Raw genomic sequence first — 15318 nt, 5'->3', positions numbered from 1 at the left:
GCAATCTGCCAGAGCCGCCGGTCCGGTGGCGCTCGGCCGAGCGGCTGGCGCGCTCGGTCAGTGTGGGCTGCGTTAATCGAGCACGGCGTCCTGATCCGCTTTGCGCAGGGCTGCCAGCAGGGCAGGGTCGCGGTGATAGATGTCAGGGCGGTAGCGCGCGGTGCCGGCTCGGTCAGCCTCGGCGGTCCAGTAGCCGAGCAGCACGGGCGTGGGTCGTGCCAGGCGGAACTCGTACGTATCGCCGCGCTCGAGCAAGGCGCTGACTCGCTCGCGTTCGGCCTCGGTGAGCAGCAGGTCGACCAGCTGCATGATCGATTCGACCCGTACGCAGCCGGAGCTGAAAGCCCGCTGGCTGCGGCTGAACAGGCCCTGGCTGGGCGTGTCGTGCAAATAGATGGAATAGGGGTTGGCGAAGCGGATGACCACCCGGCCGAGTGGGTTGTCCGGACCGGCTGCCTGCCGCAGCATGATGTCGCCGGGGTTGGCCCAGTCGATCTGCCGCGGGTCGAGCACCTTTCCGTCGTAGTCGATTACCTGCAAGCCCTGCTCGGCCAGGTAGGCGATGTCGGCACGGATTTTCGGCAGCTTGTCCTCACGCTGGATGGTTGGCGGGATGGTCCAAGTCGGGTTGAGCGTCAGGCGCGTGACGTTGGACTTGATCGATGGGGTCTGTCGGGTTTCACGGCCAACCTGCGTGCGCGCCTCCCAGCGCGGTTCGCCCTCACGGAAATAGATGACACGGCCACCGGCGATGTCGACCAGCAACGAGCGGGGCTCGATATCACGGGCCATCCAGCGCATGCGCTCGAGGTTAACGCGCAACTGCCCCAAGCGGTCGGCCTGGCTCGCGTTGAGCGCGGCCAGGGTGTCGGTGCCGACGATGCCATCGTCCTGCAGCGCGTGTCGGGCCTGAAAGGCCTTCATCGCGGCTATATCGAGGTCGCCGTAGGTGGGCGACGCATCAGTGCCGGCCGCCTCGGGCAGCAGGCCCTCCGCCGACAGCCGCTGGCGCAACAGGGGCAGCCGTGGGTCTTGCATGCCTGGGCGCAACGTCTTGCCTGGCGGCAGCGGTAGCCAGGTGGATTGCGGCGCCTGGCGCAGTCGAGCGAAGGCGGTGCGCAGATTGTGGTACTGCTCCAGGGCCGGACGTGCGGCGTCGAAGGCGCCGGCGATGTCGTCCAGCCCCGCCCGGGCAATCGCCTGCATGCGGTCCTGCTCCTGCTGTTGCGCCGCTGCGTTGGGGCTGCGCCAAACCGGTTCGAAACGGTCCTGCGGGAGCCGGCCATGGGCCAGGTGGTCGAGTGCCAGCAGGTAGGCGTGGCTGGCCTGGATGTCCGCGCATTCGCGATGCAGCGGATCGGCAGTGGCAGTCTGCATGGCCCTGCGGATGCGGTCGGGGCCGTAGACGGAGGGCTCCAGGCCGTCATCTGCGAGCGCCTGGAGTTGTTCGAAAAGCGGGTCGAGCCGCTCGTAGCGCGTCCACAGGGGGGCAAAGTCGGCGGGCTCATACAGCGCGACCAGCCGCTGCCGGGCGGCTGGGTCTATTGTCGTATTCAACGATGGGCAGCGGGTAGCCGGGCTCTCCAGCGCCGAGCGAAGCGATTCGGAGGCTTCGCTGCCGGGCGCGGCGGCAGCCGCAATCGGAATGACCAGCAGAGCTGCGAACAGACGAAATGCATGTTTTTTGTACAACGCTTCACTCCCGGCTGTCCCGACGGCTGCTAGACTCCGCTGCGCAAAGCCTTGCGGCGTCTGGGGATACCAGGCCCGTACAGGCCAATAAAACAGGTTTTGTCAGATCGTGCGTCCGTTCATGGCGGCGCCGAACTGGCTTTGTATCGCTGCCGTATCCCGTCTGGCAGCGGATGTTGGTGGGGCCGGAAGCGATGCCGGCCGTGTCCGCCGATGAGGTCCTCGACGAACATGATGGTCACGCTCCGACGCCTCTGCCTGGTCGCAGGCATGCTGTTGTCGGCGCCGCTGCTCGCGGCTCCGCCTTCCTATCAGCCTGTGGTCGACCGTTTGGCGCGCGTGGCGCCGAGCCTCGATCGGCAGGTCCTCACACATGCCGTGGCCGCCATGCAGTGCGCGGTGAACAACGGTGCCACGCCGGCACAGCGCCTGGCGGTGATCGATTTCTCGCTGCCGTCATCCCAGCGCCGACTCTGGATCTTCGACCTGCAGGGCACGCGATTGTTGCTCAAGGACTTCGTCGCGCACGGCATGAAATCCGGCGAGAACCTGGCAACGCGCTTCTCCAACGTCGTCGGCAGTCATCAATCCAGCCTCGGCCTGTTTCGCACCGCCGAGAGCTACAGTGGCAAGCATGGTTATTCGTTGCGCATGGATGGTCTCGAGCCCGGTGTGAATGACCGTGCACGCGAGCGTGCCATCGTCATCCATCCGGCCGCTTATGTGAATCCCGCCTGGATCGCGACCCAGGGCCGCATCGGCCGCAGCCAGGGTTGCCCGGCCGTCCGCCCGGAAGTGGCGCGCATGGTGGTCGATAGCCTGAAGGGTGGCCAGTTCATGTTTTCCTGGTATCCGGACCGGCAATGGCTGCAGTCCTCGGCCTACCTGAACTGCAAGCCGGCGCGGGTGGCGGGCATCCTGGCGGCAAGGGAAGGTTGATCGCGGTCGGTCAAGGCGCCGGAGATTGCTCGCTGAACAAGGGCGAGTCGTCTACACGCCGAGACAATGGTCGGAGTCTTGGTCCGGCTGGGTGCAAACCAACTCGCCCGCCACGACATTTATCGCCGGGCCTGTTCGCGCTGAACGGCCTCCCGCTACTTCTGCTCGCTCTGCGGTGTGACCCGCAGGACTTCCTCGACTGTCGTCAGCCCAGCCGCGATCTTTTGCGCGCCGGATAGCCGCAGGCTGTGCATGCCATCCTTGAAGGCCTGGCGGCGCAAGGTGATGAGGTCGGTGTCGGCGGTGATCAGCGGCTTGATCGCATCGTTAAGCAGCATGATCTCGTAAACACCCGCGCGGCCACGATAGCCGGTATCGCGGCATTCGATGCAGCCGACCGCCCGGTGTGCGTTGCTCGGCAGCGGCGCGTTCCAGGGTTTGGTCAGGGCCTGCCAGTCGTCGGCGTCGAGTTGGACGGGCGCCTTGCAATGCGGGCACAGCTTACGCACCAGGCGCTGGGCCATCACGCCAAGCAGCGTGGCCCGCAACAGGTAGTGCGGCACGCCCAGTTCGAGCAGGCGGGTGATGGCCGACGGCGCGTCGTTGGTGTGCAGGGTCGAGAGCACCAGGTGCCCGGTCAGCGCCGCCTGGATGGCCATCTCGGCGGTTTCGAGATCGCGGATCTCGCCGACCATGATGATGTCCGGGTCCTGGCGCATCAGGGCGCGCACACCGCTGGCGAAGGTCAGGTCAATGTTGTGCTGCACCTGCATCTGGTTAAAGGCGCCCTCGATCATTTCGATCGGGTCCTCGATGGTGCAGACGTTCACCTCGGGCGTCGCCAGTTGCTTGAGTGTGGTGTACAGCGTGGTGGTCTTGCCCGAGCCGGTCGGCCCGGTAACCAGGATGATGCCGTTGGGCTGGCCCGTCATGCTCTGCCAGCGGCGTAAATCCTCCGCGGAAAAGCCCAGCTGATCGAAGCCCTTGAGCAGCACGTCCGGGTCGAAGATCCGCATCACCATCTTTTCGCCGAAGGCTGTCGGCAGGGTCGACAGGCGCAACTCGACCTCGCCGCCGTCCGGGGTCTTGGTTTTGACGCGTCCGTCCTGCGGCTTGCGCTTTTCGGCGACGTTCATCCTTCCTAATGATTTCAGGCGGCTGACCACGGCCATCGCCACCTGCGGCGGGAACTGGTAGACGTTGTGCAGTACGCCGTCGATGCGAAAGCGCACCGTGCCCTGCTCGCGCCGGGGCTCGATATGGATGTCGCTGGCGCGCTGGTCGAAGGCGTACTGGAACAGCCAGTCGACGATGTTCACCACATGGGCGTCGTTGGCGTCCGGCTCCTGGTCGCTGGCGCCGAGGTTGAGCAATTGCTCGAAATTGCCGGTACCGCTGATTTTCTGGTCACTGGCGGTGGCGCCGCTGACCGATTTGGCCAGCCGGTAAAACTCGACGGTAAAGCGCTGTAGGTCGGCCGGGTTGGCCACGACCCGTTTGATCGGCCGCTTGAGCACGTGGGTGAGGTTGGCTTCCCAGCTGTGCACGTACGGCTGGCTGCTGGCGATAGTCACCGCGCTGCTGTCCACCGCGACCGCGAGAATCTTGTGTCGCTGCGCAAAGGCGTAGGACATCAGCGGGGTAATGGCGGCGACGTTGATCTTCAGCGGATCGATGCGCAGATAGGGTTGGCCGGCCTGCTCGGCCAGCCAGACGGTGAGGGTTTCAAGGTCGAGCGTCTTGCCTGGCCTGGACAGATCCTCGATCTGCTGCGCGGCGATGAACTCCAGCGGGTGCTGCTGGTTTTGCGTGGCGCTGCGGCGCAGGGTCATGCACTGCTCGGCCGTCTCCTGATACAACCGCCCCTGGGCGACCAGATCGCGCAGCAGATCGTTCAAGTCGAGCAGGCGGTCAGTAACGGACGGAGCGAAGGCGGACATGGGGACTCCCTGGAAAACCGACAAAAGCGCTGGAGGCGGACAAACTGGACGAACGCCGCGGCAGGCCCGAGCGCAGCCATTCCTGTGAGCACGATCGGCCAGCGAGGGGCATGACCGATGCAGCTTCAGTGTGGCAAGCCTACTTTGTCAGCAGCTTCCATGGCTTGAGCGCCCACACAGTATGGGCCTGCTCGGTGCGTGTACCCAGGCATTCGTCGGTCAGAGGCTGGCACGCCAAGGCGTAGAGCTTGGCCAGCTCGCCATACATCCGATCGGTTTCCGGCAAGTCCAACGTGGCTCGGGCCAGATGCAGCCAGACCAGCATGCGTTCCATGCGTGGGCGCTGCTCGGCCAGGTCCTCGGGCTGCCGCTCATAGCGCGGGAGTTGAAGCGCCTGAGCTTCGTCTGCCAACAGGCGCGGCAGCCAGTTGCCCAGTTCGGCGGTGCCCTGGCGCTCGCCACGGCTGTTGCGGTGGGTGGTCCATCCGCGTTGCAGGAGCCACAGCGATGTGTGCAGTGAGAAGCGGCCCCAGCGTGGTTGCTCGAGCTCGGTAGCGAAGGCTTCAGGTGCGGCCTGGCGGACCTGCTCGTCGTCTTGTCCGGCCTCGATGCGCGGGCGCCAGTCCTGAATCAACGCGTCGAGTTGCTCGCGCAGTTCGCGGCTGCTGGCACGCGGGGCGGCCTGCCCGAGGCTGCCGAGTAGGGCGCGCAGCTCGACCAAGTGCTGCAGCCATTCGCCGAGCAGCTTCCAGTGACCGTTGTAGCGATATTGCTCGGCGAGCCGCTGGCTGTTGCCGAGCAAGTACCAAGCGAGTGCGGCGAAGGCGTCGTCCAGGGTGGTACCGGGTTCGACCTGTGGCGTCGGCAGGCTCAACGAGTAGCTGTCCGGATCGTGCAGGCGGTAGCCGCGTTCGGCCTTGCTGATGTCGCAGGGCATCAGCGGTAAGTCGATGGCCAGCTCGGCGGCCAGCTCCAGCAACGCTTCGGGTTCGCCCTGGCGCAGCTCCAGCTCTAGTTCGCAGATTTCCTCGCTCTGTTTGCCCGCGATGACTTGGCCGAGGTCGAGGGCCGCTTCTATGACCACCTTAGACTTTCCGCGCCCCCAGGCGATCTCGGCCTTTTCCCGGACGAAATCGGTGGTGAAGATGGGCTTGAGCGTTTTCTTGTCCAGGTCGGCCAGGCTCGCCGGCCAGCAATCATCGGCCAACTTTTTGAGGTCCAGCTTGGCTTTGTCCAGGTACCAGTCCCACTCGTTGCGTTCGGACAGCCCGGCCACACTCTGGCCCCGGCTCTTGAGCGTCTGGATGAACTGCTCGCCGTCGCGCCTCAGGCGCAACGCGACCTTCGCCCCAGCCAGGTCGCGCGTGGGGGTGTCGAAGTACTGGTTGAAGAGTTCGTGACGCTGCCAGCCGCTCTTGTTGCGCTTCTTGAGCAGCGGATGCTCGCGCAGGGCCGCCAGGGTTTCGCGACTGGCGCGCAGTTTGATTTCGGTTTCTTTCTGCATGGTGCCCAGATGATGCCTATGTTTGAGTGTGACCTACGTCACTTGGTAGCGGCCCTTTGAGGTCATCCGTATACTTGCCGCCTTCTGAAGCCGGGGTGTTCCCTATGCCAATCAATCCTTTCGTCAGCCTGTTCGGGCGGTCGCCCATCGGTCCGATGCAACAGCATATGGCCAAGTCGCACGAATGCGCCGCCAACCTGGTGCCGCTGTTCCAGGCGATCACGGCAGAAGACTGGGAACGGGTCGAGCAGATCCAGAAAGAGATGGCCCGACTGGAAAACGAGGCCGACAAGCTCAAGAAGAGCGTTCGCCAGCATCTCCCCAAGAGCCTGTTCCTGCCGGTACCGCGCTCGGACCTGCTGGAGCTGCTGAGTGTACAGGACAAAATTGCCAACCGTGCCAAGGACATTGCCGGCCTGATGCTGGGCCGCTGCATGACGATCCCGCCGGCGCTGCAGCCGGAGATGATGGCCTTCGTACAGCGTAGCGTCGACGCCAGCTGCCAGGCGCTCAAGGCACTCAAGGAACTCGATTCGCTACTCGAGACCGGCTTCGCCGGGCGTGAGGCCACACTCGTGGAGAAGATGGTCGAGGAGCTCGAGGAAATCGAGCGCGAAACCGATCGCATGCAGATTACGGTGCGTCGCGCGCTGTTCAGGCTGGAAAAGGAATTGCCTCCCGTAGACGTGATGTTCCTCTACAAGATCATCGAATGGATCGGTGACGTGGCCGACCGCGCCGAGCGCGTCGGCAACCGTCTGGAACAATTGCTGGCGCGCTGAGGCGCCAGCGTCCTTTCTGGGTTCAACAGGTAATTTTCTATGTCTTTCATCTCGGATTACGGCCTCGTACTCCTGATACTCGCCTGCGCGTTCGGTTTCTTCATGGCTTGGGGCGTGGGCGCAAATGACGTTGCCAACGCCATGGGCACCTCGGTCGGCTCGCGGGCGCTGACGATCAAGCAGGCCATCATCGTGGCCATGATTTTCGAATTCTGTGGCGCGTACCTCGCCGGCGGTGAAGTCACCGAGACCATCAAGAACGGCATCGTCGATGCGGAGGTCATTTCGCCTGATCTGATGGTGCTGGGCATGATGTCGGCCCTGCTGGCGGCGGGAACCTGGCTGCTGATCGCGACCATGAAGGGCTGGCCAGTCTCGACCACTCACTCGATCATCGGCGCGGTCATCGGTTTCGCGGCGGTGGGTGTGTCGCTCGACGCCGTGCATTGGGAAGCGATCGGCCCGATCGTCGCCAGTTGGGTGGTCACGCCGATGCTCTCGGGCATCGTCGCGTTCGGCCTGTTCATGAGCGTCCAGAAACTCATCATCAATACCGACGAGCCGTTCCTCAACGCCAAGCGTTTCGTGCCGCTGTACATGTTCCTGACTGGCTTCATGGTCGCGTTGATGACCGTTACGAAGGGCCTCAAGCATGTCGGCCTGACGCTCAGCAGCAGCCAGGGGATCCTTCTCGCCTTCGCCATTGGCGTACTGGTGGCGCTGGTTGGCGTCGCCTTGCTGTCCCGCATCAAGGTCGATGAAGAGGCTGACAGGACGTTCCACTTCGCCAGCGTGGAAAAGGTTTTCGCAGTCCTCATGATCTTCACCGCCTGCTCCATGGCCTTCGCCCACGGCGCCAACGATGTAGCCAACGCGGTGGGGCCACTGGCCGCCGTGGTCGGCGTGATCGAATCGGGTGGCGCGGCGGAGATCGCGGCCAAGTCGGCGGTCCCGGGCTGGGTGCTGTTGCTCGGTGCGGTGGGCATCGTGATCGGCTTGGCGACCTATGGCTACAAGGTGATCGCCACCATCGGCAAGGAAATCACCGAGCTGACGCCCAGCCGCGGCTTCGCTGCCGAGCTGGCGACCGCGACCACGGTGGTAGGCGCGTCGGCGATCGGGCTGCCCGTCTCGACGACCCACACGCTGGTTGGCGCGGTCCTCGGGATCGGCATCGCGCGTGGCATCGGCGCGCTCAATCTCGGCGTGGTTGGCTCGATCTTCATGTCCTGGCTGATCACCCTGCCAGCCGGTGCGTTTCTTGCCATCGTTTTCTTCACCATTCTCAAGACGATCTTCGTTTGACGACCAGCCGCCTGGCTCCTGGTCGATAGCCGCCGCAGTTTTTCCCATCCGGGGCGCTGCGGCGGCGCATTTCATGTTTCACTGGGCGCCTCCAATTTCCCGATGCCAGGAGGTTGCCGGTGCCCATCCCTTCGCTCAAAGACCAGTTCGCCGCGCTGATCGCCGCACCGTCAGTGAGCTGCACGCAGGCCCATTGGGACCAGACCAACCGCCCCGTCATCGACCTATTGGCAAGCTGGCTGGGTGACCTTGGTTTTACCTGTGAAATCCAGGAAATCACCCCGGGCAAGTTCAACCTGCTCGCCAGTTACGGCAGCGGGCCCGGTGGCCTGGTGTTGGCCGGGCACAGCGACACCGTGCCCTACGATGCCGAGCTATGGACTGCCGAGCCGTTGCGCCTTCGTGAGGCCGACGGCCGCTGGTACGGCCTGGGCAGTTGCGACATGAAGGGCTTCTTCGCGCTGATCATCGAGGCGGTGCTGCCGCTGCTTGACCAGCCGTTCCGCCAGCCGTTGCTGATCCTGGCCACCTGCGATGAGGAGAGCTCCATGTCAGGTGCCCGTGCGTTGGCCGATGCCGGGCGGCCGCTCGGGCGCGCCGCGGTGATTGGCGAGCCGACCGGGCTACGGCCGGTGCGCCTGCACAAGGGCATCATGATGGAAGGCATCGAGATCCACGGGCAGAGCGGGCATTCCTCCAATCCCGCCTATGGCCACAGCGCGCTGGAGGCGATGCACGACGTGATCGGCGAGCTGATCGGCCTGCGCCGCGAATGGCAGGGCCGGTACGATAATCCGTTGTTCGACGTCCCGACACCGACGCTCAATCTGGGCTGCATCCACGGCGGCGACAACCCTAACCGTATCTGTGGTCAATGCTCCCTGGAGTATGACCTGCGCCCGCTGCCCGGGATGGACCCGGACCAGCTGCGCGAGGCGATCGCTGGGCGCCTGCGCCCCGTTGCCGAGAAGCATCACGTTCAGATCGATCTGGCACCGCTGTTTCCCTGCGTCCCGCCGTTCGACCAGCCGGCCACAGCGGAGCTGGTTCTGCTCGCCGAACGCCTGACCGGGCATGCCGCCGAGGCAGTGGCCTTTGCCACCGAAGCACCTTATCTTCAGCAGCTTGGCTGCGAGACGCTGGTGCTCGGCCCGGGCGATATCGCTTGTGCCCACCAGCCTGACGAACACTTGGACCTGGATCGGATCGAACCTACCGTGAACCTGCTGCGCGGAATGATCGAACACTACTGCCTGCACCCGGCGAGCCGAGGATAGGAGCAGGCGGCCGCCTGGTTGACCTGCTCCTGCACCGCCCAACGCCCGTCCCGGTCACCCACTCCAAGGCTCTGCAATGCACGACTACGTCACCTGGCTTCGCGACTCCTCCCCCTATATCAATGCCCACCGCGACCGTACCTTTGTGGTCATGTTGCCGGGCGACGGACTGGAACACTCCAATTTCGCCAATATCGTCCACGACCTGGTGCTGCTGCACAGTCTCGGGGTGCGCCTCGTGTTGGCGTTTGGCTCGCGCCCGCAGATCGAGGCACGGCTGGCCGCACGCGGCATTCAACCGCGCTTCCACCGCGATTTGCGCGTCACCGACTCGGCGACGCTCGAATGTGTGATCGATGCCGTCGGGCAGATGCGCATCGCCCTCGAAGCGCGGCTGTCCATGGACATGGCCGCCTCGCCCATGCAGGGTGCGCGCCTGCGCGTGGCCAGCGGCAATTTCATCACCGCGCGCCCCATCGGCGTGCTCGATGGCGTCGATTATCACCATACGGGCGAAGTTCGTCGGGTGGATCGCAAAGGCATCGGCCGCTTGCTGGACGAGCGCACCATCGTGCTGCTTTCGCCGCTAGGGTATTCGCCGACCGGTGAGATCTTCAATATTGCCTGCGAGGACATCGCGACTCGGGCCGCCATCGACCTGCAGGCGGACAAGCTAGTGCTCTATGGGTCCGAGCGCGGCCTGCGTGACGAGACCGGTCGGCTGGTGCGCGAGCTGACGCCGCCCCAGATCCCGGCCTACCTCCAGCGCCTGGTCGGCACCTACCAGGCCGAATTGCTCGATGCCGCGGCGCAGGCCTGCAAAGGCGGCGTGCGGCGCAGCCATGTGATCAGCTTTGCCGAAGACGGCTCCCTGCTCAGCGAACTGTTCACCCGCGACGGTGGCGACGGCACGCTGGTGACCCAGGAGCAGTTCGAGCGGCTGCGCGAGGCGACCATCGAAGACGTGGGCGGGCTGATCGACCTGATCACCCCACTGGAAGAGCAGGGCATCCTGGTGCGCCGATCGCGGGAGGTGCTCGAGCGGGAGGTGGAGCAATTCAGCATCGTCGAGCGTGACGGCCTGATCATCGCCTGCGCGGCGCTCTATCCAATCGCCGATTCCGATTCCGGGGAGCTGGCCTGCTTGGCAGTCAACCCCGAATACCGCCACGGCGGCCGGGGTGACGAGCTGCTCGAGCGCATCGAGGCACGTGCCCGCCAATTGGGACTCAAGACGCTCTTCGTACTCACCACCCGTACGGCCCACTGGTTCCGCGAGCGCGGCTTCGAACCCAGCGGCGTCGAACGTCTCCCCGCCGCTCGTGCGTCGCTCTACAACTACCAACGCAACTCGCAGATTTTTGAGAAGAAGCTGTAGCACCGACAGACCGCGCCGCGCTGGGGCTAGCGCTCAACGGGAGGCGGTTGCACCGGCAACCGTTGATTTGAAAAGCTGCCTGACTGCTCTGGGCGTCAGGCTAACTGTCGCCGTTACAGCTGCGTCAAACTCCGCTGATACTCTTCGACGAACGCATCGAAATCCAGCGTGTCGGCCGCTTCCATCTCGGCCTGCTGATCGAGCGATTCGCGGGACGCCTGTTCGAAGGCGGCCAGCTGCGCAGCGGGCAGCGGTTGGCTGCGCAGGTGTTCGGCATGCAGGCGGGTCTGGCGCAACGCGAACTGGCTGAAGCTTTCACCGCTCTGGTGCAACGCGTCGAGCACTTGGGCCGATGGCGTCAGGCGGCTGTCTGCGACTTTCGCGCGCTGTTCGTCCAGGGCCTGGGCGTGAGCATTGCTGCCCTGACTGCGGTCGAGCAGCGCGGCGATCTGGCCGATGTCGTCCAGCAACTCGTCGGCCCAGGCCTGCAGGCCGACGGTCTCGCCGCAGCGGCGTAGCTGCAAGCCGGGCTTGCGGCCCTGCTTGACCACGTTCAGGAAATTGTCGCTGCTGGCGCTGCATTCACCGTCCACCAGGCAGGGGCTGTCCTGCAGGGCGCAGTAAAGCAGGAAGGCATCGAGGAAGCGGGCTTCGGTGACATCGATGCCCAGCGGCAGGAAGGGGTTGATGTCCAGGCAGCGCACTTCGATGTACTGGATGCCGCGGGCACGCAGTGCATGCAACGGCCGCTCGCCCGTGCCGGTGACGCGCTTGGGGCGGATATTCGAGTAGTACTCGTTTTCGATCTGCAGCACGTTGGTGTTGAGCTGTTGCCAGTTGCCGTCGGCGTCGCGGGTGCCCCAAGCGGCATAGTCCGGGTAGGGCGTCGAGACGGCGCGGTGCAGGCTGCTGGTGTAGCTGGGCAGGTCGTCGTAACAAGGCGTGAGCCCGGCCTGGGCATTACTCTGGTAACCGAGGTCGCTCATGCGCAGGCTGGTTGCGTAGGGCAGGTAGAGCGTGTCGTCATCGAGCCGCTCGAGCTGGTGCGGGCGGCCGCGCATGAAACTGGCATCCAGCGCCGGCGAGGCCCCGAACAGGTACATCAGCAGCCAGCTGTAGCGGCGGAAGTTGCGGATCAGCGCGATATAGCGCCACGACTGGTAATCCTGCGCCGAACGCGTGTCGCCGTCGTCTGCGCGTAGCAAGGCCCACAGGGCCTCGGGCAACGAAAAGTTGTAATGAATGCCGGCGATGCACTGCATGGTCTTGCCGTAACGCAGTGCCAGGCCCTGCCGGTAGACGTACTTGAGGCGACCGATGTTGGAGCTGCCGTACTCGGCAATCGGAATCTGCGCCTCGTCCGGCAGCGGGCCGGGCATCGAAGGGCTCCATAGCAGCTCGTCGCCGAGCTTGGCATAGGTATAGCGGTGGATGGCGCCGAGCTCGTCGAGGGTCTCGGCCGGGTCGGTCGCGGTGCCGGTGATAAATTCCAGCAGCGCTTCGGAGTAGTCGGTGGTGATCTTCGGGTGAGTCAGTGCCGAGCCCAGCGCGCGTGGGTGCGGGGTCAGGGCGAGCTGGCCGTCAGGCCCGATGCGCAGGCATTCACGCTCGATCCCATGCAGGCATTGCGAGAGCAGCGACAGGTTGGAGTGCTCGGCCAGCAACGCCAGGCGGTGGGAGAGAAGATCGCTCAATTGGAATTCCTTCACGCAACGGTCGGCACAATATGGGGCGGCGGCCCGCAAGCTTCAAGCCTCGCGCACCAGGACGGCGCCGCGGGGCAGCTTGCCTGTCGTGCGGCTACAGGCAGGCGAAAGTGGCTTGCGCCTTGGCCACAAGCTTTTCGCCCTGATGAACCTCGGCTTCCAGGACCTGGGTGCGGCGGCCGCCATGCACCACCCAGGCGCGACAACGCAACTCGCCTTCGGTGACCGGGCGGATGTAGTTGACCTTGCATTCGAGGGTCACGCTGTTTGGCGAGCCATCACCCAGGCTGTGGCTGGCCTGGCCCATGGCAGTGTCGATCAGTGAAAACAGCGCGCCGCCATGCAGCTTGCCGTGCAGATTGCGCAGGCCGTCGTGCATGACCAGGCGGAGTATCGCCTCGCCGTTGGCCACTTCGAGAATCTCCAGGCCCAGCAGACGCCCGAAGGCGCTGCTGCTTCCCACTGCTTCGACTTCGCGCACCGTTATTTCCTCAGGTTCTTCGCATTGGCGAATAGCGCTGCCATGGCGTTATTGGCCGGGGCCGGCTTCGGCTCCGGTTTGGCCTGCCGCGATTGGCCGCCACGCCCGCTGCCGCCGCGCACCGCTTCGGTCTTCTCGCCGGGGGTGTCGCTCATGCGCATCGACAGCCCGACGCGGTTGCGCGGTATGTCCACCTCCATGACCTTGACCCGGACGATGTCACCGGCTTTGACCACTTCGTACGGGTCTTTGACGAACTTCTCCGACAGGGCGCTGATATGTACCAAGCCGTCCTGATGCACGCCGACGTCGACGAAAGCGCCGAAGTTGGTCACGTTGGTCACCACGCCCTCGAGCACCATGCCGGGTTTGAGGTCGCTGAGCTTCTCCACGCCCTCCTGAAATTCGGCGGTCTTGAACTCTGGGCGTGGGTCGCGGCCGGGCTTGTCGAGCTCCTTGAGGATGTCGGTGACGGTCGGCAGGCCGAAGGTCTCATCGGTGAACTGCTTGGGGTCTAGGCGCTTGAGAAAAGCGGAGTCGCCGATCAGCGAGCGGATATCGCGGCCGGTGTCCTGGGCGATGCGCTTGACCAGCGGATAGGTCTCGGGGTGCACCGCCGAGGCGTCGAGCGGGTTGTCGCCGTTCATTACGCGAAGGAAGCCGGCGGCTTGCTCGAAGGTCTTGTCGCCCAGGCGAGGGACCTTCTTCAGTTCGCTGCGCGCTTTGAAGGCACCATTGGCGTCGCGATAGGCAACGATGTTCTGCGCCAGCGTAGTGTTCAGGCCGGAAATGCGCGCCAGGAGCGCCACGGAGGCGGTGTTGACGTCGACACCGACGGCGTTCACGCAGTCTTCCACCACGGCATCGAGTGAGCGCGCCAGTTTGAGCTGGGAAACGTCGTGCTGATATTGACCGACGCCGATGGCCTTGGGCTCGATCTTCACCAGCTCGGCGAGCGGGTCCTGCAGGCGACGGGCGATCGACACCGCGCCGCGGATCGAGACATCCAGATCCGGGAATTCCTTGGCCGCGAGCTCGGACGCTGAATACACCGAAGCGCCGGCCTCGGACACCATCACCTTGGTCAGCTTGAGGCCCGGCACTTTCTTGATCAGGTCGGCGGCCAGCTTGTCGGTTTCACGGCTGGCGGTGCCGTTGCCGATGGCGATCAGGTCGACGCCGTGCTTGGCGCACAGCTTGGCGAGAACGGCCAGGGTGCCGTCCCAATCGTTGCGTGGGGCGTGCGGATAGACGGTGGCGGTATCCAGCAGCTTGCCAGTGGCGTCGACCACCGCCACCTTGCAGCCGGTACGCAGGCCCGGGTCGAGGCCCAGGGTGGCGCGCGGACCGGCCGGCGCGGCCAACAGCAGGTCGTGCATGTTGCGGGCGAACACGCCGATCGCCTCGTCCTCGGCGCGGTCGCGCAGCTCGCCGAGCAGGTCGGTTTCCAGGTGGGTATAAAGCTTGACCTTCCAAGTCCAGCGCACCACCTCGGCCAGCCACTTGTCGGCGGCCCGACCGCGATTAGCGATGCCGAAACGCTCGCCGATCATCGCTTCGCCGGGGTGCATGGTGCCGGGCGCTTCGTCGCCAACCTTCAGGCTGACGCTGAGCACACCTTCGTTGCGCCCGCGGAAGATCGCCAGCGCTCGGTGCGACGGGGCGTTCTTCAGCACTTCGTCATGCTCGAAATAGTCGCTGAACTTGGCACCCTCGGTTTCCTTGCCCGGTACCACGCGAGCACTGAGCGTTGCGTTGTGCTTGAGGAAATCCCGCAGCCCGGCGAGCAGGTCGGCGTCCTCGGCGAAGCGCTCCATGAGGATGTACTTGGCGCCTTCGAGCACGGCTTTCACATCGGCGAAGCCCTTTTCGGCGTCGATGAAGCGCTCGGCTTCCTGCTCTGGCGTCAGGTCCGGGTTACCGAACAACGCATCGGCCAGCTCGCCGAGGCCGGCCTCCAGGGCGATCTGGCCCTTGGTACGGCGCTTCTGCTTATAAGGCAGATAAAGGTCTTCGAGGCGAGTCTTGGTGTCCGCGAGGTCAATTTCGCGCTTGAGCTCGGGGGTCAGCTTGCCCTGTTCTTCGATGCTGGCAAGGATCGAGGCCCGACGCTCGTCCAGCTCGCGCAGGTAGCGCAGGCGTTCTTCAAGGTTGCGCAGCTGGGTGTCATCGAGGCTTCCGGTGACTTCCTTTCGGTAGCGCGCGATGAAGGGCACGGTCGAGCCCTCGTCGAGCAGCGCCACAGTGGCGGCGACTTGTTGCGGGCGCACACCGAGTTCGGCGGCAAGGCGGGAATTGATGCTATCCATGTGAT

Annotated in this window: 11 protein-coding genes; 5 read left to right on the top strand and 6 right to left on the bottom strand. The window is 64.8% G+C overall.

Going from position 1 to position 15318, the window contains the following annotated elements; translation table 11 throughout:
• Positions 1-72 precede the first annotated feature (72 nt).
• A complete protein-coding gene (locus tag KXR72_RS14220; RefSeq protein WP_437421741.1) occupies positions 73-1692 on the bottom strand; it encodes a L,D-transpeptidase family protein in 1620 nt (539 codons plus the stop codon).
• A 231-nt stretch (positions 1693-1923) separates the two neighbouring features.
• On the opposite strand from KXR72_RS14220, the gene KXR72_RS14215 reads away from it, so the two are divergent.
• Complete coding sequence (locus tag KXR72_RS14215; protein WP_437421740.1) at positions 1924-2631, top strand: murein L,D-transpeptidase catalytic domain family protein; 708 nt, start codon at positions 1924-1926, stop codon at positions 2629-2631.
• Positions 2632-2786: 155 nt separating this feature from the next.
• Here KXR72_RS14215 and KXR72_RS14210 read toward each other — a convergent pair whose 3' ends face one another.
• Positions 2787-4571, bottom strand: coding sequence for a GspE/PulE family protein (locus tag KXR72_RS14210; protein WP_437421739.1), 1785 nt, complete (start codon positions 4569-4571; stop codon positions 2787-2789).
• 139 nt (positions 4572-4710) lie between these two features.
• Complete coding sequence (locus tag KXR72_RS14205; protein WP_437421738.1) at positions 4711-6075, bottom strand: CYTH domain-containing protein; 1365 nt, start codon at positions 6073-6075, stop codon at positions 4711-4713.
• 104 nt (positions 6076-6179) lie between these two features.
• On the opposite strand from KXR72_RS14205, the gene KXR72_RS14200 reads away from it, so the two are divergent.
• From KXR72_RS14200 to argA, 4 genes are all read left to right on the top strand, one after another.
• On the top strand, positions 6180-6857 hold the full coding sequence (locus KXR72_RS14200; RefSeq protein WP_437421737.1) for a TIGR00153 family protein: 678 nt from the start codon (positions 6180-6182) through the stop codon (positions 6855-6857).
• 39 nt (positions 6858-6896) lie between these two features.
• Entirely contained in the window at positions 6897-8162 is a 1266-nt protein-coding gene (locus KXR72_RS14195; RefSeq protein WP_437421736.1) for an inorganic phosphate transporter, read from the top strand.
• Between the two features lie 119 nt (positions 8163-8281).
• Positions 8282-9439 (top strand): acetylornithine deacetylase, encoded by a 1158-nt coding sequence (gene argE, locus KXR72_RS14190; RefSeq protein ID WP_437421735.1) that lies wholly within the window; start codon positions 8282-8284, stop codon positions 9437-9439.
• Between the two features lie 76 nt (positions 9440-9515).
• Entirely contained in the window at positions 9516-10817 is a 1302-nt protein-coding gene (gene argA, locus KXR72_RS14185) for an amino-acid N-acetyltransferase (protein ID WP_437421734.1), read from the top strand.
• A gap of 113 nt (positions 10818-10930) precedes the next feature.
• Here argA and gshA read toward each other — a convergent pair whose 3' ends face one another.
• From gshA to KXR72_RS14170, 3 genes are all read right to left on the bottom strand, one after another.
• Positions 10931-12511: a glutamate--cysteine ligase gene (gene gshA, locus KXR72_RS14180; RefSeq protein WP_437421733.1), complete on the bottom strand. Its 1581-nt coding sequence runs from the start codon at positions 12509-12511 to the stop codon at positions 10931-10933.
• 106 nt (positions 12512-12617) lie between these two features.
• Complete coding sequence (locus KXR72_RS14175) at positions 12618-13004, bottom strand: PaaI family thioesterase (protein ID WP_437421732.1); 387 nt, start codon at positions 13002-13004, stop codon at positions 12618-12620.
• A gap of 2 nt (positions 13005-13006) precedes the next feature.
• Complete coding sequence (locus KXR72_RS14170; protein WP_437421731.1) at positions 13007-15313, bottom strand: Tex family protein; 2307 nt, start codon at positions 15311-15313, stop codon at positions 13007-13009.
• Between the last annotated feature and the right edge of the window lie 5 nt (positions 15314-15318).

The organism is Stutzerimonas chloritidismutans (assembly GCF_051486945.1).
Taxonomy (GTDB): domain Bacteria; phylum Pseudomonadota; class Gammaproteobacteria; order Pseudomonadales; family Pseudomonadaceae; genus Stutzerimonas; species Stutzerimonas chloritidismutans_B.
Note: the sequence above shows the minus strand (reverse complement) of the source record. Positions and strands in the feature narration are given on the sequence as shown.

What these genes read in the sequence shown, in the direction of transcription:
- KXR72_RS14215 (WP_437421740.1), top strand. Translation starts at nt 1,924, where the DNA reads ATGATGGTCACGCTCCGACGCCTCTGCCTGGTCGCAGGCATGCTGTTG.
- KXR72_RS14210 (WP_437421739.1), bottom strand. Translation starts at nt 4,571, where the DNA reads ATGTCCGCCTTCGCTCCGTCCGTTACTGACCGCCTGCTCGACTTGAAC.
- KXR72_RS14205 (WP_437421738.1), bottom strand. Translation starts at nt 6,075, where the DNA reads ATGCAGAAAGAAACCGAAATCAAACTGCGCGCCAGTCGCGAAACCCTG.
- KXR72_RS14200 (WP_437421737.1), top strand. Translation starts at nt 6,180, where the DNA reads ATGCCAATCAATCCTTTCGTCAGCCTGTTCGGGCGGTCGCCCATCGGT.
- KXR72_RS14195 (WP_437421736.1), top strand. Translation starts at nt 6,897, where the DNA reads ATGTCTTTCATCTCGGATTACGGCCTCGTACTCCTGATACTCGCCTGC.
- argA (WP_437421734.1), top strand. Translation starts at nt 9,516, where the DNA reads ATGCACGACTACGTCACCTGGCTTCGCGACTCCTCCCCCTATATCAAT.
- KXR72_RS14170 (WP_437421731.1), bottom strand. Translation starts at nt 15,313, where the DNA reads ATGGATAGCATCAATTCCCGCCTTGCCGCCGAACTCGGTGTGCGCCCG.